This window comes from Dactylosporangium sp. CS-033363, from assembly GCF_050942475.1.
Classification (GTDB): domain Bacteria; phylum Actinomycetota; class Actinomycetes; order Mycobacteriales; family Micromonosporaceae; genus Dactylosporangium.
This window is the reverse complement of sequence record NZ_CP192032.1, coordinates 61,353-80,944: the sequence shown is the minus strand read 5'-3', so window position 1 is coordinate 80,944 and position 19,592 is coordinate 61,353. Positions and strand designations below refer to the sequence as shown.

Sequence of the window (19,592 nt, the reverse complement as noted above, 5' to 3'; positions counted from 1 at the left end):
ACAAGTGGCGTCAGCCGCCAGCGCTCTTGCTCGGGTTCGCGGACGGCGGTGCCGACGCGTTGTCGCTCTGGCCGATCCTCAGGACGATCTGCTCGGTCTTGAGGTAGGTCTTGCCGGCCACCTGCTTGGTGCTGATCACGAGCCCGACCTTGGAGTCGTCCGTGGTCGTCACGTTCTGCGTGGTGATGCTGGTGAAGCCGGCCTGCTGGAGCATGCCCTGCGCCTCGTTCGGGTTCTTGTCCAGCACGTTGGGCATGATCGCCTGGTTGCCCTTCGACACGAAGATGGTGACCGTCGCGTTCGGCTTGACCTGGGTGCCGGCCGCCGGCTCGGAGGCCTGGACCTCGTCCTTGGCCTCGACGCCGTCGCGCTCCTGGATCTGTGGCTGCAGCTTGAGCGTCTGCAGCTGCGCGACCGCCTCCTGCTTGGTCAGGTGCTGCAGCTGCGGCACGTTGACCAGCGTGGGCGCGCCACAGACCTCGTAGTCGACCTGCGAGCCCGACTTGACCTGGACGCCCGGCGTCGGGTTCTGCAGGGTGACGACGCCCTCCTGGCAGTTCTCCGTCGAGCCGGGGCGCGGATCGCCGGTCAGGCCGGACTGGCGCAGGGCGTTGTCGGCCTCGGACTGCTTCTGCCCGGTGATCTGCGGGACCCGCACGTCCGGGTCCTGGTTGGCCAGGTACAGCCCGATCGACAGCGCGGCCACCGCCATCAGCGTCAGCACGGTGATCAGCACCACGACGCCGGTGGAGCTCTTGCGCTTCTGCCGCTGGTTGGCCCGGGCCGGCTGGCGCGAGGCGGGCGGCGGGCGGTACTGCGTGGTCTGCTGCTCGGCCATGACCGCGGCCATCTCGTCCGCGCTCATCACCGGCGGCGCCGAGACCGGGCGGCCGGCGGCGGCGCGCATGACGTCGGCCCGCATCTCGCCCGCCGACTGGTAGCGGTTGAGCGGGTTCTTGGCCAGCGCCTTGAGCACGACCGCGTCGATCTCGGGCGTCACGTCGCGATTGCTCGAGCTCGGCGGGCGCGGGTCCTCCCGCACGTGCTGGTACGCGACGGAGACCGGGTTGTCCCCGACGAACGGCGGATGGCCGCAGAGCAGCTCGAACAGCACGCAGCCGCTCGCGTAGACGTCGCTGCGGGCGTCGACGGGCTCGCCGCGGGCCTGCTCCGGGGAGAGGTACTGCGCGGTGCCGATCACCGCCGACGTCTGCGTCATCGTCGTGGCCCCGCTGGCCAGCGCCCGGGCGATGCCGAAGTCCATCACCTTGACCTGGCCGGTCTGCGTGAGCATCACGTTGCCCGGCTTGATGTCGCGGTGGATGATCCCGTGCCGGTGGCTGAACTCCAGGGCGGCACAGATGTCCGCCGTGATCTCCAGCGCCCGCCGCGGCATCAGCCGGCCCTCGGCCGCCAGCACCTCTTTGAGGGTGCGGCCGTTGACGAACTCCATGACGATGTACGGGAGTTCCTCGCCCGCCGGGCCGCGCTCCTCGCCGGTGTCGTAGACGGCGACGATGGCCGGGTGGTTCAGGGAGGCGGCGTTCTGCGCCTCCCTGCGGAACCGCAGCTGGAATGTGGCGTCGCGGGCGAGGTCGGTGCGCAGCGTCTTGATCGCGACGTCCCGGCCGAGCCGCAGGTCGCGACCGCGATGGACCTCGGCCATTCCGCCATAGCCGAGCAACTCCCCGACCTGGTAGCGGCCGCCGAGGAGGCGTGGCTGGGCGGTCATGTCGTGTCGTCCTTCGGTCATCGACTATCTACCTTGCCACGTCTGCCGACGAGGTCACATTCCAGCTTGTCCGACGGTTGTGCCGGTCACTACCCGACGCAGACGCCGTTGATCAGAATCTTCGGCTTCTCGCAGGTCACACTGCTACCCGGCGCCGGGTTGGACGCCGTGTTGCCGGGACCGTTGGACGGGGCGTTGGTCTTGTCGTCATTGTCGTCGACCGTGCCCTGGTTCACGGTCACCGTGATCGTGGTGCCCTCCGGGATGTTGGTGCCGCACGGCTCGACCTTGGTGACCTGGTTCGGGAACGCGTTCCTGGTCGGCTCGGCCACCAGGTTGACGGTCATGCCCCGGCGCTCGAGCTCCTTCTTGAACTGCTCGCCGGTCTGGCCGAGCGGCTTGCACGAGACGCTGACCGGCTTGCCGGTCGCCTTGGCGGTGGTCGCCGCCTGGGTCGGCGCGGTCGTCGTGGGGTTGTCGCCCACGCCGCTCGGCTTCTGCTCGTCGCTCTTGTTGGCCAGGTAGAGGCCGCCGACGCCGACCAGCACCAGCAGCACCACCGCGGCCACGCCGATGATGATCAGGTTGTTGTTCTTCCTGCCGCCGCCCGAGGTGCCCCGGTTGGGGTTGGCCGGCGCCATGGTGCCGCCGCCGCCCTGGTAACCGCCCTGGTAGCCGCCGGTCGAGCCGAGGAAGGTCGCGGTCTCGTTCGACGGCGGCGGGGGCACGCCGGCCGCGCCGCGCGCCTGGTGGCCGCCGAGGCCCGCGGCCGCACCGGCCGCGGCGCCGGGCACCGCGCCCGGCATGATCCGGGTGCCGCCCGCGCCCGAGGTGGGCGGGCCGGACATCGGGGCGCCGGACATCGGCGGGTTGCCGTAGCCGGGCGAGACGGGCGAGCCGGAGACCGGGCCGCCGGAGACGGGGTTGCGGCCCACCGGCGAGCCGGGCGGGCCCATCGGGGCGCCCATCGGCGCGACCGCGGGGCCGGTGGCCGTGCCGCCGGAGAGCTGCCCCGAGACGCGCCGGGCGGCCTGGGCCAGCGCGGCGGCACTGGGCCAGCGGGCGGCCGGGTCCTTGGCCATGGCCCGCTCGACGAGCTGGGCCACCGGCGGCGGGATGTCGGCCGGCAGCGGCGGCGGCATGTCGCGGACGTGGCGCATCGCGATCTCGAGCGGGTTCTCGCCCTCGAACGGGCGCGCGCCGGAGAGGCACTGGTAGGCCACGACGCCGAGCGCGTACACGTCGGACAGCGGGGTGGCCTGGGCGCCCGAGGCCTGCTCGGGCGAGATGTAGGAGGCGGTGCCGAGCACCGAGCCGGCCGCGGTGAGCTGCGCGACGGCGGCGGAACGGGCGATGCCGAAGTCGGTGAGCACCAGCGTGCCGTTGGGGCGCACGAGCAGGTTGCCGGGCTTGACGTCGCGGTGGACGATGCCCTTCTCGTGCGCGGCGTGCAGCGCGTCGGCGGCCTGGGCGATCAGCGCCATGGCCCGCGCCGGGGTCAGCCGGCCGACCCGGGACAGGGTGCGGGAGAGCGCGTCGCCCTCCACGTACTCCATGATCAGGAAGGCGGTGCCGTTCTCGCTGCCGTAGTCGTAGATGTCCACGACGCCGGGGTGGTTGATCGTCGCCATGGTGCGGGCCTCGCCGCGGAACCGCTCGGCGAAGCCGGGCTCCTCCATCAGCGCGGAGAGCAGCACCTTGATGGCCACCGTGCGGCCGAGCACCTCGTCGGTGCCGCGCCACACGTCGCCCATGCCGCCGCCGGCGATGCGTTCGTCCAGGCGGTATCGGCCGCCGAGGGTGGTGCCGGCGCTCAACATCTCGCGCACCTCATTATCGAATGCCCTTTTCGTCCGCGTAAGCCTTCATGATCAGACCGGCAATCCGAGCCGCCTCGCCGCTGCCGCCCTTGCCAGCGTTCTCGAGGAAAACCGCGACCGAGATGATCGGCTTGCCGTCCTTGAGCGCGAAGCCGATGAACCAGCCGTGGTCCTCGGACTCCTCGCCGTTCTCCGCCGTACCGGTCTTACCACCCACGTCCAAACCGGAGATGCGAGCGCTGCGACCGGTGCCGTCGTTGGAGGTGACGACGCTGAACATCATGGTCTGCAGCTCCTGCGCGACGGTGCCGTTGATGGGCGTGCGCAGGACCTTCGGTTCGGTGTGGTCGGCGATCGACAGGTCGGCGTTCTGCAGACGGTCGACAATGTAGGGCTGCATCTGCTTTCCGCCGTTGGCAACCGTCGCCGCAATCATGGCGCCTTGCAGCGGCGACATCTTCACCTCGCGCTGTCCGATGCTCGACTGAGCAACGGCGGGCGGGTCGACGCGGTTGTCGGTGCCGGCGGTCATGGGGCCGGTGTGGCTGGCCACGATGCCGCAGTAGTTCTTGTCCTGGTCCTCGATGAGGCGGGGCTCCTGCTCGAAGCCGAAGGCCTGGGCCATCGACTTGAGCTTGTCGGCACCCACCCGCTCGACGCCGATGCGGGCGAAGACCGTGTTGCACGAGACGGTCAGCGCCTGCTTCATCGTGATGTTGTCCGGGCAGATGCCCTCGTGCGAGTTCTTGATGCGGAACGTCGAGGTCTCCGGCGGCTGGTAGAACTCGCCACCCTGCACGACCGAGTCGGGCGTGAGGCCGGAGTCGGCGGACATCGCCGCGGCCGACGTGACGATCTTGAAGGTCGAGCCCGGCGGGTACACCTCGGAAGTCGCCCGGTTCAGCAGCGGCTTGTTCGGGTCCTTGTTGAGGGTGTTGTAGTTCGCCAGCGCCGCGTTGGTGTCGTGCGTGCTGAGCAGGTTGGGGTCGTAGCTGGGCATGGAGACCTCGGCCAGGATCTTGCCGGTGGCCGGGTCGAGCGCGATCGCCGCGCCCTTCTTGATGCCGAGCTTGTTGGTCCCCAGCGCCTGGTAGGCGGTGTCCTGGGTGCCCTTGGACAGGGTCAGCAGCACGTTGCCGCCGGCGGGCTCCTTGCCGGTGAACATCCCGGCGATCCGGTCGGCCGCCTGCTTGTCCGAGGTCCCGATCAGGAAGTCGTTGTTGAGCTTCTCGAGCTTGGTCGCGCCCAGGTTGACCGGCTTGTAGCCCAGGACCGAGGCGTACTCGTCCTTGAGCGGATACGTCCGCAGGTACTTCAGCGAGTCCTGGGTCACCGACGCGTCGGCGAGCACGTTGCCCTTGTCGTCGACGATCTTGCCGCGGGGCCGCTCGTACTCCGTCGACTGCACGCGCGCGTTGCGCGAGCTGGTGCGGTAGTCGTCGGCCTTGACCACCTGCCGGTAGTTCAGGTTCAGGAAGAGCATGGCGAACAGCACCATGACCACGACCCCGACCCGGCGCAGCGGGGCGTTCATCGCACGACCTCCGTGGGCATCTCTTTGATCTGGACCGGAGCGCCGCCGCCCCCGCCGGGCGCCGTGCCGCCGAGCCCGGCCGAGGGAGCACCCCCGGCGGGCCGGCGCGACGCGTCGGAGATGCGCAGCAGCAGGCCGATCAGCAGCCAGTTGGCCACCAGCGACGAGCCACCGGCCGAGAGGAACGGCGTGGTCTGCCCGGTCAGCGGGATGAGCTGGCTGATGCCACCAACGATGACGAACACCTGCAACCCCAGCGTGAACGCCAGGCCACCGGCGAACAGCTTGCCGAACGAGTCCCGGACGTTGATGGCCGCGCGCAGGCCGCGCTCGACCAGCAGCAGGTAGGTCACCAGCAGCGCGGTGAGCCCGAAGAGGCCGATCTCCTCGCCGAGGCCGGAGAAGATGAAGTCCGTCCAGACCTCGGGCACCTTGGTCGGCTGACCGGCGCCGGGGCCGGTGCCGGTGAGCCCGCCGGTGCCCAGCCCGAGCAGCGACTGGACCAACTGGTAGCCCTTGTCGTCCGCGTCCGCGAACGGGTCGAGCCAGGTGGTCGCGCGCTCGGAGAAGTTGAGGAACGGGCCGCCGACGGTCTTGCCCAGGAAGTACGCCAGGAACGCGCCGCCGAGGAACAGCCCGAGACCGATGATCAGCCAGGACACCCGCTCGGTGGCGACGTAGAGGGTCACCACGAACAGGCCGAAGTACATGAGCGAGGTGCCGAGGTCCTTCTCGAACACGAGGACCATCAGCGACATCAGCCAGACGCCGACGACCGGGCCGAGGTCGCGCCCGCGCGGGAAGTCGATGCCGAGGAACCGCTTGCTCGCCAGGGACAGCACCTCGCGCTTGCGCACCAGGTAATAGGCGAAGAAGACCAGCAGCGCGATCTTGGCGAACTCGCCCGGCTGGATCGTGAAGCCCGGCAGCTTGATCCAGAGCTTGGCGCCGTGGATCGCCGAGTACTTCGCCGGCAGCACCGCCGGGATCAGGACCAGCACGATGCCGACGAGGCCGAGCGTGTAGGCGTACCGCGAAAGCGACCGGTGATCGCGCACGATCGCCAGCAGCGCGATCGCCCCGACCACCGCCGCGGCCGTCCAGCCGAGCTGGCGGAAGCCGTCGCCGCCGAAGACGTTGAGCTCGGGCCGGTCGACCGCCTTGGTGGTGGCCAGGTCGAGCCGGCGCAGGAAGCCCACGCCGATGCCGTTGATGAGCGCCACCGACGGCAGGATCACCGGGTCGGCGAAGGGCGCCAGGAAGCGGACCGCGACGTGGGCGGCCAGGAAGATGATCGCGATGATCGCGGTCTGGACCCAGAAGTCCCCCGTGACCTCGCCGATCGCGTTGCCCTCGACCACCGCCGCGTAGATGGCGAGGATCGCGATCACGAAGATCAGCAGCGCCAGTTCGACGTTGCGCCGGGTGCGCGGGCGGGCGGGCGACGAGCTGCCAGCCCCGCCGCCCATGGGCGACGGAGCCGGGATGGCGGTGGCGGTCACGACTGTCTTCCTTTTCGCCTCAACACGTCAGCAGCTGGCGCCGGGGGTCGGGGTCGGCGTGGAGGACGGCTCGGTGGTCGGCGACGGCGGGACCGCGGGATCCAGGGCCGGCGTCGTCGCGCTGGCATTGGGATCCACGGAGGCCGACACGGAAAGAGACGCCGAGGTGGAGTCGGAAGGTTGCGCCGTCGGGCAGGCCTGCTTGCGGTTCGGGTTGTCCGGGTCCTCCAGCTGGGACAGCTTGTCCTGCGCCTGGGCCAGCGTGTCGACCTGGATGCCCTGCTTGACGGTGCCCTGGGCGGCCGGCGTGAGGTCGTCCAGCGTCAGCGTCGGGCTCTCCATGTAGACCTCGGAGAGGTTCAGCCAGGCGATCTTGCCGGGCACGCCCTTGAAGATCGCGATCCGGCCGGCGTCCGTGGCGCCGACGTAGTAGCGCGACTGGGTCACGCTCCAGCCGTACCAGAGACCGCCGCCGAGCAGGCCCAGCAGGACCACGAGGAGGATCGCGGTGCGCACCGGGTGGCGGCGGGAGCGCGGCTCCTCGTCGTCGTCGCGATTCGCGTTGCGGTGCGCGGTCGCCGGGTCCTCGGGGACCGGCGGGCGCGGCGCGGAGAGCGCGGCGCCGCGGGCCGAGGACATCGACTGGTCGGCCGAGGTGGCCATGCCGCGGTCCTGGGCCGCCGCCCCGCCCACGATCGGCCGCTCCTCGACGATGTCCTCGTCGGTGACGTCGGCGACGATCACGGTGATGTTGTCGGGGCCGCCGCCGCGCAGGGCGAGCTCGATGAGCCGGCCCGCGCACTGGTCGGGGTCGACGTACTCGCGCAGCGTGGACTCGATCGTCTCCGCGCTCACGACGCCGGAGAGGCCGTCGCTGCACAGCAGGTACCGGTCGCCCGTCTTGACCTGGCGGACCGAGTACTCGGGATCGGCGTCGCGGCCGTCCAGCGCCCGGGTCAGCAGGGAGCGCTGCGGGTGGCTGTTGGCCTCCTCGAGGCTGATCCGGCCCTCGTCGACGAGCATCTGGACGTAGGTGTCGTCCTTGGTGATCTGGGCGAACTCGCCGTCGCGCACGAGGTACGCGCGGGAGTCGCCGATGTGCACCATGCCCATCTTCGAGCCGGAGAACAGCATGGCGGTCAGGGTCGTGCCCATGCCCTCCATGGCCGGGTTCTCCTCGACGGCGTCCCGGATCTGCTGGTTCGCCAGATCGACGGCACCCCGCAGGGTGTCGATCATGGCGTTGCCCGGCACGTCCTCGTCGAGTGGCGCCATGGTGGCGATGACGATGTTGCTGGCGACGTCACCGGCGGCCATGCCGCCCATGCCGTCGGCCACGGCGAGCAGCCGCGGTCCGGCGTAGACGGAATCCTGGTTTCCGCTTCGGATCAGACCGCGGTCACTGCGTGCCGCATAGCGCAAGGTGAGGGTCATGGCCGTAACTCGAGAGAAGTGCGGCCGATGCGAATCGGCACGCCGAGGGGGACGGGGGTAGGCGCGCTGACCTTGGTCTTGTCGAGGTAGGTCCCGTTGGTCGAGCCCAGGTCCTCGAGATACCACTGGCCGGCGCGCGGTACGAGCCGGGCGTGCTTCGACGAGGCGTAGTCGTCGGTGATCACCAGCGTCGAGTCCTCGGCGCGGCCGATCGTGATCGGCGCCTCACCGAGGGTGATACGCGTTCCCGCCAGCGCGCCGGCGGTCACGAAGAGCTGGTTGGCGGTCTTGCCCCGCTTCACCTTCGCCGGACGGCCGGGAGCCGTCACCGCACCAACCCCCCGGGGTGCGGCGACGATCCGGCTCGAACGCGAGCCAGCGAACAGGTCCCGGCGGATCACTCCCACCACCGTGAACACGAAGATCCACAGCAGCACGAGCAGCCCGTACCGGGCGACCGTGATGACGAATTCCATCTACGACGCGCTCATTCAGATCCGCCTACGTGAAGTACGGTCATCCATCCACGCGGTAGGTCAGCGTGGTCGTGCCGAGCTGGATCATGTCACCCGGATTCAACGCGACGGCAGAGACGCGCTGACCGTTGACCATCGTGCCGTTGGTGGAACCGAGATCCGTCAGCACGACCTGGGCCCCGTCGAAGTCGAGCCGCGCGTGGCGACGCGAGATCCCGACGTCTGGGAGCCGCATGTTGGCCTGGTCGCCCCGGCCGATCACGGTCGAACCGATCGACAGAGGGTAGCTTCGCCCGTCGCCGGACACCAGTCGGACGTTCCGCGCCGGCCCGCCGGGGCCGCCGGGCGGGGGGCCGTAGCCGCCGGCCGCCTGCTGGTTGTAGCCGCCGTAGGGGTCCGGGGTCGGCGGGGGCGCGACGTCGGCGCCGGTGTAGACCTCAGCGGTCACCCGGAACATGCCGGTGTCCAGCCCGTCGCCCCGCTCGATCTCGACGATCACGTCGCCGTAGACCGTCCAGCCCTGCTCACCGATGAACTCGGCCTGCGACTGGGCCAGCTCCTGGGCGAGCGCGGCGGCATAGGGCGCCAGCCGACTGTGGTCGTACGGCGACAGGTCGATCACGTAGCGATTCGGCACGAGCGTGCGCCCGCCGGCCAGAATCGCCTTGTGGGCTTCCGCCTCCCGTTGCATGGCGTTGAGGATCTCCACGGGGTGGACGACCCCCTTGAAGACCTTGGCGAAGGCCCCCTCGACCAGGCCCTCTAGGCGCTTCTCGAAGCGCTGCAGCACACTCACCGGTTCCTCCTCGGGTTCCGAGGTCATGATGGTATCCGGACGTCGCACGCCCGTATGCAGGCTGACCGGTCGGCCCGTGCTACTCTTCCGTGGCGCCCAGGGAAGCCTAGTGCCTACCCGGTGATTCTGCCGAGTGGGGCTTGAGTTATGCTCTGACGCGCCGGACCGAGGGAGCTCGTCTCCACTGGTCCAAGGGGAAGTGGCGGAATGGCAGACGCGCACGGTTCAGGTCCGTGTGCCCGAAAGGGCGTGGGGGTTCAACTCCCCCCTTCCCCACCACTGTAAGCGGCTCCTGCTCATCGGCAGGGGCCGCTTTCGCCGTTCAGCGGCGGGATTCCTCGCGCGAGCAAGCTCGCTCCCCATTGGGGGGCTCTGCCCGCCCAAACCCCCCGGCCGGTGGCTGGACATCGGTCAAAATCTTGACTCAGGCTGGGCCAGCAGTGGGTACAAGGGGCGAACGCCGGGCCACGGGTATGCTGCCGAGTCGTGAGCGTTGCACTAGTCACCGGGTCGGCCGGACTCATCGGATCGGAAGCCGTACGCCATTTCGCGTCGCTTGGGCTGGACGTCGTCGGCATCGACAACGACATGCGCAAGCGGTTCTTCGGCGCCGAGGCCTCCACCGCCTGGAACGTGGTCCGTCTTACGAGTGACCTCGGCGAGGCGTACACCCACCACGACGTGGACATCCGCGACCGGGACGCGCTCGCGAGCATCTTCAAGAAGTACGGCAAGGACATCGCGGTCGTCGTGCACACCGCGGCCCAGCCGTCGCACGACTGGGCGGTCCGCGACCCCTTCACCGACTTCGACGTCAACGCCGGCGGCACCCTCAACCTGCTGCAGAACGTCCGCGAGCACTGCATCGAGGCGCCGTTCATCCACTGCTCGACCAACAAGGTGTACGGCGACCGCCCCAACTCCCTGCCGCTGCGCGAGCTCGAGACCCGGTGGGAGATCGAGCCCGGCCACGAGTACGAGGGCGGCATCAAGGAGGACATGTCGATCGACGCCTGCCTGCACTCCGTCTTCGGCGCCTCCAAGGTGGCCGCGGACGTGATGGTGCAGGAGTACGGGCGCTACTTCGGCATGAAGACCGCCTGCTTCCGGGGCGGCACGCTGACCGGCCCGGCGCACTCCGCCACCGAGCTGCACGGATTCCTCGGCTACGTCATGCGGTGCAACATGGAGCGCCGGACGTACAAGATCTTCGGCTACAAGGGCAAGATGGTCCGCGACGCGATCCACTCGCACGACGTGGTCGCCGCGTTCGAGGCCTTCTTCCGCAACCCGCGCTCGGCCGCGGTGTACAACCTCGGCGGCGGCCGGCACTCCAACACCTCGCACCTCGAGGTCTTCGCGCTGGCCCAGCAGATCACCGGCAACGAGATGAGCACCGAGTACCACGAGGCCAACCGGGTCGGCGACCACCAGTGGTGGATCGGCTCCAACGAGCGCTTCCAGCTCGACTACCCGGACTGGAAGCAGGTCTACGACGTGCCCATGATCTGCCAGGAGATCTACGAGGCCAACGTCGACAAGTGGACGCCGGAAGCCTGAGAGTGATCGGCAGTGATTGACGCAGGCAAGCGGAACGTCCTCGGCGTCGAGGTCAGCGCCGTCGACTACGACAGCGCCGTCGACAAGGTCATGAGCGCCGCCCGCGAGGGCCGCCCGCTGGCCGTCACCGCCCTCGCCGTGCACGGCGTGATGACGGGCGTGCAGGACAAGGCCCACGGCGCCCGGCTCAACTCGTTCGACCTGGTCACGCCCGACGGGCAGCCGGTGCGGTGGGCGCTGAACCTGCTCCACCACGCCCAGCTCGCCGACCGCGTCTACGGGCCCGACCTGACCCTCAAGGTGCTCGCCGCCAGCGCCGAAGAAGGCCTTCCGGTGTACTTCTACGGCTCCACCCAGGAGACGCTGGACCGCCTGGCCGCGAAGCTGCACGAGCGCTTCCCCGCGCTGAAGATCGCCGGGATGGAGCCGTCGAAGTTCCGCAAGGCGGCCGAGGGCGAGCCGGAGCAGATCGCGGCCCGGATCAAGGCCTCCGGCGCGCGCGTGGTGATGGTCGGCCTGGGCTGCCCGCGCCAGGAGGTCTTCGTCTACGCGATGAAGCACCTGGTCGACGCGCCGATGCTGGCGGTCGGGGCGGCGTTCGACTACCACGCGGGCGGCCTGAAGAACCCGCCGGCCTGGATGCAGCGCTACGCCCTGGAGTGGCTGTGGCGGCTCGGCCTGGAGCCCAAGCGGCTCTGGCGCCGGTACATCCTGCTCAACCCGAACTACCTGGCCCGCCTGGGCGCTCAGAAGGCCCGTGTGTGGCGCGCGGCCCCGCCGGCCCCCGCGACGGAGCCCCTGAAGGACTTCGCGGTCTGAGGCCGCCGTGAGGCCGACGTGAGAGAGCGGCCTCGAACCGGTCCCGAAGCGGCCTCGAACCGGTCCCGAAGCGGCCTCGAACCGGTCCCGGAAACGCCGATGGGCGCCCACTAGGGCGCCCGGTCAGCAAAATTTGGGATATGTCACACCCAAACGGTCCTACCGCCCGGTGATCGCGTCCACCTTGACGGCCCGGCGCTTGAACGTCCCCCGCTTGCTGAACGCGGCCTCGGCCGGCCAGAGCATCAGGGCGAGCGGCGCGGCGATGTACCACCGGTCGAGCATCACGTACGCGACGATGTTCGCGATGACGCCGACGGCGTACAGACCGATCAGCAGGTCGACTCGCCTCTCGCCGACGCCGCGCTTGTGGAAGGCGTCCAGCACGCCGAAAGCGCCGACGCTCAGGGCCAGCAGGCCGAAGCCGCTGACGAAGGCGAAGATCAGATCGGTCACGTCGTTCCTCCTTGCGCTGCCCCGTTGTGCGGCAAACTCCGACCCAAGCTAAGCGGACATTTCAAGATCGACCATCAACTTTGCGACACGCCCGCTGGCCCGAACGTGGCACGACCAATCGGACATTCGGCCGATATGACTGATCTTGTACACCACTTTGGATCGGCCGCTGCCCGGCCCTCTTGAGCGGCTTTCACCTGGGATTTTCCGCCGATCCAGGTGCCGCCGCGGCCGACCGGCCGACCGTCCGTGCGGGGCCGTGGACGAGGGCGGCGCGGCCGTGATTGAGCAAGCCGGAAGAACGACACAGGGCGCGCGGCGGGCGGATCACGACGGGCTCCGAGCCGCGCGGCCGGCGCACCCCGGAGCCCGTCCGACCTCCCCAGGTCGAGTCCTCCCTGCGTTTCTACAGGGTGGTGATCGGCCTGTCGATAGACGAGCTGGTGCGCGCGAGCGGCCCTACTTCAGCTGGCGGGACTCCTGCGAGTAGATGAGCTCCAGGATGCTGCGGGCGGCCTCGAACCAGCGGTCGAGCCAGTCCTGCTGCGGCATGGTGCCCTTCGGTGGAAGCTCCATGAGCAGCCCGCGCAGCAGCGGGTGGTCGGCCATCGAGCCGGTCGGCGTGTCCAGCCAGGAGTCGCGGCCGAACATCGGCTCGGTCAGCGGGCCGCCACCCAGCGAGCCGCTGCCGCTCAGCGAGCCACCGCCGAGCGAGCCACCGCTCAGCGAGCTGCCACCGAGCGAGCCCCCGGTCATCGGGCCGAGGTCCGCGACGAGCGAGGACTCGGGAAGCTTGGGCGGCGTCATGTCCAGCGGCATCGACGCCCGGTCCAGCGGCGAGCCGTTGCGGGGGGACAGGTCGTCGAGCGGCCCGTCGCCGATGCCGTCCCGGCGCCCGCCCGGACGGTAGCTACCCAGTTGCCCGGAGAAACGGTCGTCGGTCTTCGACGATCCGTTGCCGAAGTTTTCGGGGCCAATGTTCACGGTAGGAAGCCTTATCTCACTCGGGGGGAAGTGTCGCAATCGGTGCGATTCGCGGCACTCATACCTACAACGACGTTGCTGCTGGAACGGCGACGCTCACTGTGAAAAAGCTCCGAGCCCGCGCTCGGCGTGGCGCGCCGCCGATCCCGCTTGGCCCGTGTGAGTGACAGCAAGCGGTACGAAAAGCGACCGGCACTATTCAGCAGGCGAAAAAACGACCCAAAAGAACGACCGGCCCGCCCCGCGGGTGAATCCGCGGAACGGGCCGGTGCAGATCGGACCGGCGTGCGTCACGCCAGGTCGAACTCCCCGTCCTTCGTGCCACCCACGAAGGCCAGCCACTCCTCCGGCGTGAACAGCAGCACCGGACCCGTCTTGTCCTTCGAGTCGCGCAGGGCCACCGCCCCGCCGACGAACGCCACCTCGACGCAGTTGTCCGAGTACGGACCACTGCGGGTACTTTTGCGCCACGCGGCATTGTCGAGGTTGACGCTGAAGCCCTTGGCTTCTTTCTCCACTACAGCTCCTTGGTCAGCTTGACGAACATCGACACTGACTCGTCCGGACGGAGCGCATTGGCGCGCAGATAGTCAAAGATGAACCCGTAGCGCTGAAGCTCGTCGTCCTTCTCGAGAAAGAGGCCGCCGGCCGCGTTCGACGCGAACACGAAGTTCTGCGCGGCAGACTCGTCATACAGCAACATCGTGAAAGCCCCGTCCATCCCGGCGTGCGAGCCGGCGGAGAAGGGCAGGACCTGCAGGGTCACGTTCGGCCAACTCGCCGCCAAGCACAAGTGCTCGAGCTGGCGACGCATGACCGCCCTCCCACCGACCGGGCGGCGCAGAACGGCTTCGTCCAGCACCACCCAGAGATCGATCGGGTCATCCTGAGTGAGTAACGACTGTCGGCCCATTCGGACACGCACGCGTTTCTCGACATCCGTGGCGCCGATGTCGGGGCGGGCGGCGTGGATCATGGCCTGCGCGTACTCCTCGGTCTGCAGGAGTCCGGGTACGACGAGCGCCTCGTAGGAGCGGATGTGGTCGGCGGCGGCCTCGAGTCCCACGTAGGCACTCGTGAGCACGTCGCCGTACAGCTGCCACCAACCCTTCTGCCGCGCCTCTCGGGCGATCTTGAGCAATTGGTCGGCGTATTCGGGGTCGACGCCGTAAATGTCGAGCATGTCGCGAACGTCGCGCGGGGTGACGCCGGTCTGGCCCGTCTCGATGCGGGAGATCTTGGAACCCGAGCACTCGAGCCGCTCGGCGACCTGGTCGATGGTGACGTGGGCGGCCTCGCGCAGCCGGCGCAGCTCCATGCCCAACTGCCGGCGCCGGAGGGTCGGGCTGCCTCGTCGACTTGCCACGTTGTCGCACCTCCACGCCGCGAGACCTACGTAAGTCACTTACGTATAGATCAGCGCAACATCGTAAAGCCGCGCAAGGCGACTCGGCACAACAATCTGTGACTCATACCTGCGGTGGAAACTTCCGGTTGCAAGTTGCATTGATCATCGTAGTAGTGCAACCTGTCCGTGTGGCTGGAGTCACGGATTGTTCATGAAGACGAACGGTCCGGCTCCGGTGGACGCAGGACAAACGATCGAACCGATCGGCGGTTACGGGACAACCCCCCGCGAAGGGCCCCCGGACCGACCTTCCCCACAAGCCGACGGACGGGAGTTCACGGTGTTACCGAGGACCGGTGACGTGCTGCGCGTGACGAAGACCGCGAGTGTGCAGTTCACGCAGCCCATGCTGTTCCGGGTGATCCGCGTGCACGAGTGGCAGACCTACGACGGCTGGGCCTGGCTGGACGGCTACCAGCTCAACGCCTCGGGCGACGCCGTCGAGCGCCGCTCGATCTTCGTGCAGCTACAGGGCCTGCAGCCGGGTTTCGTAGCCCGCAACCAGCGCTCGGCGTCCGCTCCCGCCCCCGCGCGCACCGGCGCCGCGGTCCCGGTCGGTTAGGTCTCAGCACGGCAATCGCGCCTCCGCGCCGGGGTCACCGGCTCGCGGAGGCGCTCGGCTGCGCGCGGGTCGTCGTCGGCGCCGGCTCCACCGCGACGTACAGGGTGATCGTTTCCCCAGGCAGCACGGTCGCGCCCTCGCCCGGGCGGGAGGAGAGCACCTCGCCCGGCGGCAGCGAGTCGTCCGGCGTCCGCTCGACCTGCACGTTGAGGCCCAGACCCTGCAGCTTGACGGTGGCCTCGGCCAGCGAGTCGCCCCGCAGTGGCGGGATCGCGACCGGACCGGGCTGCTCGCTCGGCGGGGCTTCTGACGACGGCGGGGCCGAGGGCGGCGGCGCCTCGCTCGGGGCCGCCGAGGTGGTCACCGGCGAGGCCGAGCTCGACTCGATGCCGCCCGGGACGTTCTTGCCGTCGGCGGTCGCGCGGTAGATGAGGTACAGGCCGACGGCGATCGCCCCCGCCAGGACCAGCGCGACGATGCCGACGACCACCGGCATCAGCCACGAGCGCCCCTGGTACGGGTCCTCCTCCTCGACCCACTCCTCGGGAGCCGGCCGGCGCAGGGACGGGTCGCCGGGCGCGGGCACCCCGGCGCGCGCCGACCATCGCTCGCGCTCCTCGATCGGCGGCTGCATGCGGGTACCGTCGCCGCCTTGTTCTTCTTCGATGCGGGCCGTCGGCCGGACCTGCCGGGTCGCGTCCGGGTCGGCGGGACCCTGAACACGGGTGGCATCGGGGTCGGCCGGACCCCGACTGCGCGTGGCATCCGGATCCGTGTCCCCGTCGTAAGGACGGAACGGCTGCGTCGCGGATTCGTCGTCGGGCTCGTTCGCCATACCTCCAGTTCACCACCATGTCCGACTTGTCCGCTGGATCGCCGCCGTGCGGCCACCCGCCTTCCTCGCCCGCGGGGGTCTTGACGTACCCACGACAAGGACTCGCCGAGGTGGACCGCTGGGCTTATGCTGCGCGGCATGGCGGCGAGAAGCTGGGCGACCTCAATATTCACGGCGATCGGCGTAGCGGCCGGCGCCGGTGCCGCGCAGCTCGGGCTCGGCTACGGGCTGGGCATCATCTCCTGGCAGCCGACCGGCAACAGCGCCACCGTCTGGGTGAGCAGCCTCGCCTGGGTGACCTGGCTCGCCGCGTCCTCGACGGTCATCGGGGCGATCTGCGCCGACCGGCTCGCCGGCACCGGGGCGCCCGTCCCGGCCAACCCGGACAGCGTCGCCGGGCAGGCCCTGCTGGTGGCCTGGCGGGTGGTCATCGCGCTGGCCGCGGCGGTCGGCTCGCTGATCATCGTGCCGCTGGTCGCCATCCCGTCGCGCCTGCCCCGGCCGGACAACGCCGCGCCCTACTTCACCGTCGGCGGCTACGCGATCGCCGGCATCATCATCGGCCTGCTCATGGCCATCGGGGCACTCACCGCCCGGGCCATCGCGGCGAACATCATCGCCTCGTCCGCCTGGCTGTGGACCCTGGCCGTGGTCGCCGTGGCCGACGTCGTGCACTCCGACGGCGACACCACCACCGCGGCCCAGCTCGGCACCTGGCAGTTCACCGACGCGACCTGGATCAACGGCATGATCAACCTGCCCGGGACGCTGTTGATGATCGTGGTCGCGCTGGTCATCGGGGTGCTGGCCGCCTGGCCCGCCGGCCGCCGCAACGACAACCGGGTCGGCGTGGCCCTGGCCGGCGCCGCGGGGCCGCTGCTGGTGGCCCTCGCCTACTTCCTCTCCGAGCCCGCCCTCGGCGAGCACGACCAGCACCTGTCGGCGTTCCTCATCGCGCCGTACGCCGTGCTGGCGGGCCTGGCCGGCTCGGTCATCGTCTCCTCCATCGGCCCCCGCGGCTCCCGCGCCCAGGCCCGGGCCGCCCGCCGCGCCGCCGCCGACGACCGGGACGCCCGCTCGGCCGCCGAGTACTCCGACTGGGCCGCCGCGCTCGCCGAGGTCGACGAGGCCGACGCCCGCCGCCGCGACAAGGACCCCGAGCCCGTGGCGAGCGACGCGTGGACCAAGGAGCCGGTCGCCGTCGGGGCCGCGCCGGAGCTGGACTCGGCCACCGACCTGGAGTCCGACGCCTACGCCCCGTCGCGGGCCTACGGCTCGAGCAGCGTCGAGTCCACCGGCCGCACGTACTCCTCCGACGCCTCCAAGCGCGCCTACGCCGAGGACACCGTCGACGAGGACCCGGTCCCGACCTCCAGCACCGGCAGCAGCACCGCGTCGACCACCTCGACCGGCCGCGCGGCGGTGGCGCCGCTGTGGCCGGAGGACACCAAGACCGAGGACTCGCCGGCGAACAAGTCCGGGCGCGGACGGGGCCGCGGACGGGGCAAACCGTCCGAATAGGCGAGCCCGCGCGTACGGCCGATATCGCCCATACGTGAGTCGTGCTTGCATACTCCGGTGTTCGCGAAGCATCGGTGGGCGATCGTCGGGTTCTGGCTGGTTGTGACCATCGCGGGGGCGGTGTTCGGCGGCGGGCTGTTCGACCGCCTCGCCACCACCGGCACCAACCGCGCCGACAGCGAGTCCGCCGTCGGCCAGGCCCGCATCGACGAGCTCGCGCCCAGCGGCTCGATGGTCTTCGCGGTGGTCGAGGGCTTCGAGCCGTACGACCCCCGGCTCATCGCGACCGTGAGCGCGGCGGCCGCCGAGATCCGCGCGATGCCCGGGGTCAAGGAGGTCAACGACCTCTACACCGGGGTCGGCGGCGGGATCGGGGCGGACAACCGCAGCGTCAGCGTCCGGGTCGAGCTCGACCCGGGAATGGCCGAGGCGCCGCGCGAGGCCCTCGAGGACCGGGTCCGGGACCGGCTCAAGCAGATCCAGGCGCCGAGCGTGCTGGTCGGCGGGACCAAGCTGGCCGAGCGTGCGTTCGCCGACCAGTCCGTGCACGACCTGGCCATCGGCGAGAGCGTGGCGTTCGCGTTCCTGCTCGTCGCGCTGTACCTCTTCTTCGGCGGTTTCCTCGCCGCCGCCCTGCCGATCGCGGTGACGGTCGCGAGCGTGACCGGCTCGCTGCTGGTCCTGCTCGGGCTGAGCCACGTGACCAAGGTCAGCGAGTACTCGCTCAACGTGGTGACCCTGCTCGGCATCGGCCTGGCGGTCGACTACTCGCTGCTCATCGTGGCCCGGTACCGCGAGGAGCGGCTCCGCCGCGAGCCCGCCGAGGCGCTCGACGTGGCGATGCGCCGGGCCGGCCGCGCAGTGGTGATCTCGGGCCTCGCGGTGACGCTGACGCTGGCCGGGCTGACCGCGTTCGCCGAGCCGCTGCTGGCCGCGGTCGCGCTGGGTGGCGCCGCGGTCGTGGCGCTGGCGACGCTGGCCGCGCTGACGCTGGTACCGGCGCTGATCGCCCTTTCCGGGGATCGGATCAAGCCGGCCGCGCGGGTCCGGTGGGGCGGGCTGCTGGCCCGGCTGGCGAAGCGGGCCCAGCGGGAACCGGCGCGGGTGGCCCTGCTCGCCACCGTCGCGCTGCTGGTGCTCGCGGCGCCGCTGCTCGGGGCCAACCTGGCCAACTCCGACGCCCGGGCGCTGCCGAGTTCGAACGAGGCCCGCCGGGCGTACGACGTCATGGAGGCGAAATTCCAGAACAACGCGGCCCCGGCGGTCTCGGTGCTGCTGCAGGCGGGCGCGGACCGGGCCGAGGTGCGCGACCTGATGAACCGCATCGCCGCCGACCTGCGGTCCGAGCTGGTGCGCCAGGACGTGCGCGCCGACGTGCCCGCGGGCTGGACGATCCTCGACCTGACCCCGAAGGGCGGCGTCGGCGGCTCGGAGGGCTACGACCTCGTGCGCCGCGTCCGGGCGCTGGCCACCCCGTTCCCGAAGTGGGTGACCGGCCCGGCGGCCGAGGTGGTGGACTACCGCGCCTCGCTGGCCGGGCGCCTGCCGGCCGCCGCGCTGGTGGTCCTGCTGGTCACCATGGCGCTGCTGTTCGCGCTGACCCGGTCGGTGCTCATCCCGATCAAGGCCGTGCTCATGAACCTGCTGACCCTGGCCGCGACCCTGGGCGTGCTGATCGTGCTGTTCCAGTGGGGCTGGGGCCAGGTCCCGCTCTTCTTCGACTCGTGGGGCGGGCTGGACCTGACCACGCCGGTCCTGCTGTTCGTGTTCATCTTCGGGCTGTCGATGGACTACGAGGTGTTCCTGCTCGCGCGGATCAAGGAGGAGTACGACGCCCGGCCCGACACCGACCGCGCCGTGCTGCGCGGCATCGCCCGGTCCGGCCCGGTCGTCACCGCCGCCGCGATCTGCATCGGGATCGTGTTCCTGGGCTTCGCGGCCGGCGGGCTGGTCGCGGTGAAGGAGATCGGCGTCGGCATGGCGGTGGCCATCCTGATCGACGTGACGATCGTGCGCGGGCTGCTGCTGCCGGCGCTCATGGGCATGCTCGACCGCTGGAACTGGTGGGCCCCGAAACTGCGCCGGCGCGCGCCCGCTTCTATCAAATATTGATAACGGTCGTGGTTCCGACGCCCGGCTACTGCGGCGGCGCC

The 19,592-nt window shown here is 70.2% G+C and carries 17 protein-coding genes and 1 tRNA gene; 6 read left to right on the top strand and 12 right to left on the bottom strand.

The annotated features are described in order from the left end of the window. Nucleotides 1-10: 10 nt before the first annotated feature. The 7 genes from pknB to ACQPZ4_RS00350 all read right to left on the bottom strand — a co-directional run bounded on the left by pknB (nucleotide 11) and on the right by ACQPZ4_RS00350 (nucleotide 9,321). Entirely contained in the window at nucleotides 11-1,732 is a 1,722-nt protein-coding gene (gene pknB, locus ACQPZ4_RS00380) for a Stk1 family PASTA domain-containing Ser/Thr kinase (RefSeq protein WP_433067134.1), read from the bottom strand. Between the two features lie 89 nt (nucleotides 1,733-1,821). Continuing rightward, nucleotides 1,822-3,552, bottom strand: coding sequence for a serine/threonine-protein kinase (locus tag ACQPZ4_RS00375; protein ID WP_433067132.1), 1,731 nt, complete (start codon nucleotides 3,550-3,552; stop codon nucleotides 1,822-1,824). A gap of 13 nt (nucleotides 3,553-3,565) precedes the next feature. Next, entirely contained in the window at nucleotides 3,566-5,086 is a 1,521-nt protein-coding gene (locus ACQPZ4_RS00370) for a peptidoglycan D,D-transpeptidase FtsI family protein (RefSeq protein ID WP_433054380.1), read from the bottom strand. Continuing rightward, nucleotides 5,083-6,555, bottom strand: a complete 1,473-nt coding sequence (locus ACQPZ4_RS00365; protein WP_433067129.1) for an FtsW/RodA/SpoVE family cell cycle protein — start codon at nucleotides 6,553-6,555, stop codon at nucleotides 5,083-5,085. Before ACQPZ4_RS00365 ends, ACQPZ4_RS00370 begins: the two co-directional genes overlap by 4 nt. 60 nt (nucleotides 6,556-6,615) lie before the next feature. Then, nucleotides 6,616-8,022, bottom strand: a complete 1,407-nt coding sequence (locus ACQPZ4_RS00360) for a protein phosphatase 2C domain-containing protein (protein WP_433054377.1) — start codon at nucleotides 8,020-8,022, stop codon at nucleotides 6,616-6,618. Next, nucleotides 8,019-8,498, bottom strand: coding sequence for an FHA domain-containing protein FhaB/FipA (locus ACQPZ4_RS00355; protein WP_433054374.1), 480 nt, complete (start codon nucleotides 8,496-8,498; stop codon nucleotides 8,019-8,021). Before ACQPZ4_RS00355 ends, ACQPZ4_RS00360 begins: the two co-directional genes overlap by 4 nt. A 40-nt stretch (nucleotides 8,499-8,538) precedes the next feature. Then, the gene (locus ACQPZ4_RS00350; RefSeq protein WP_433054371.1) at nucleotides 8,539-9,321 is read right to left on the bottom strand and encodes an FhaA domain-containing protein; all 783 of its coding nucleotides are present in this window, start codon (nucleotides 9,319-9,321) and stop codon (nucleotides 8,539-8,541) included. Between the two features lie 166 nt (nucleotides 9,322-9,487). On the opposite strand from ACQPZ4_RS00350, the gene ACQPZ4_RS00345 reads away from it, so the two are divergent. The 3 genes from ACQPZ4_RS00345 (at nucleotide 9,488) to ACQPZ4_RS00335 (ending at nucleotide 11,673) form a co-directional block, all read left to right on the top strand. Further along, a tRNA-Leu gene (locus ACQPZ4_RS00345) sits at nucleotides 9,488-9,573 on the top strand. Between the two features lie 207 nt (nucleotides 9,574-9,780). Then, nucleotides 9,781-10,854 carry an NAD-dependent epimerase/dehydratase family protein gene (locus ACQPZ4_RS00340; protein ID WP_433054368.1) on the top strand — a complete coding sequence of 358 codons (1,074 nt, stop codon included), beginning with the start codon at nucleotides 9,781-9,783 and terminating at the stop codon, nucleotides 10,852-10,854. A gap of 12 nt (nucleotides 10,855-10,866) precedes the next feature. Further along, nucleotides 10,867-11,673: a WecB/TagA/CpsF family glycosyltransferase gene (locus ACQPZ4_RS00335; RefSeq protein ID WP_433054365.1), complete on the top strand. Its 807-nt coding sequence runs from the start codon at nucleotides 10,867-10,869 to the stop codon at nucleotides 11,671-11,673. Between the two features lie 159 nt (nucleotides 11,674-11,832). On the opposite strand, the gene ACQPZ4_RS00330 is transcribed toward ACQPZ4_RS00335, so the two are convergent. From ACQPZ4_RS00330 to ACQPZ4_RS00315, 4 genes are all read right to left on the bottom strand, one after another. Then, the gene (locus ACQPZ4_RS00330; RefSeq protein ID WP_433054362.1) at nucleotides 11,833-12,129 is read right to left on the bottom strand and encodes a hypothetical protein; all 297 of its coding nucleotides are present in this window, start codon (nucleotides 12,127-12,129) and stop codon (nucleotides 11,833-11,835) included. Between the two features lie 459 nt (nucleotides 12,130-12,588). Then, a complete protein-coding gene (locus tag ACQPZ4_RS00325; protein ID WP_433054359.1) occupies nucleotides 12,589-13,113 on the bottom strand; it encodes a hypothetical protein in 525 nt (174 codons plus the stop codon). 290 nt (nucleotides 13,114-13,403) lie between these two features. Next, nucleotides 13,404-13,631, bottom strand: coding sequence for a DUF397 domain-containing protein (locus ACQPZ4_RS00320; protein WP_433054356.1), 228 nt, complete (start codon nucleotides 13,629-13,631; stop codon nucleotides 13,404-13,406). Further along, on the bottom strand, nucleotides 13,631-14,431 hold the full coding sequence (locus ACQPZ4_RS00315; RefSeq protein WP_433054353.1) for a helix-turn-helix domain-containing protein: 801 nt from the start codon (nucleotides 14,429-14,431) through the stop codon (nucleotides 13,631-13,633). Before ACQPZ4_RS00315 ends, ACQPZ4_RS00320 begins: the two co-directional genes overlap by 1 nt. Before the next feature lie 370 nt (nucleotides 14,432-14,801). Here ACQPZ4_RS00315 and ACQPZ4_RS00310 point away from each other — a divergent pair, with 370 nt between their 5' ends. Beyond that, on the top strand, nucleotides 14,802-15,083 hold the full coding sequence (locus ACQPZ4_RS00310) for a hypothetical protein (protein WP_433054350.1): 282 nt from the start codon (nucleotides 14,802-14,804) through the stop codon (nucleotides 15,081-15,083). A gap of 34 nt (nucleotides 15,084-15,117) precedes the next feature. On the opposite strand, the gene ACQPZ4_RS00305 is transcribed toward ACQPZ4_RS00310, so the two are convergent. After that, nucleotides 15,118-15,717: a PASTA domain-containing protein gene (locus tag ACQPZ4_RS00305; RefSeq protein WP_433054347.1), complete on the bottom strand. Its 600-nt coding sequence runs from the start codon at nucleotides 15,715-15,717 to the stop codon at nucleotides 15,118-15,120. Between the two features lie 339 nt (nucleotides 15,718-16,056). On the opposite strand from ACQPZ4_RS00305, the gene ACQPZ4_RS00300 reads away from it, so the two are divergent. After that, a complete protein-coding gene (locus tag ACQPZ4_RS00300; protein WP_433054344.1) occupies nucleotides 16,057-17,439 on the top strand; it encodes a hypothetical protein in 1,383 nt (460 codons plus the stop codon). A gap of 57 nt (nucleotides 17,440-17,496) precedes the next feature. Next, complete coding sequence (locus ACQPZ4_RS00295) at nucleotides 17,497-19,551, top strand: MMPL family transporter (protein WP_433054341.1); 2,055 nt, start codon at nucleotides 17,497-17,499, stop codon at nucleotides 19,549-19,551. Nucleotides 19,552-19,592 lie beyond the last annotated feature (41 nt).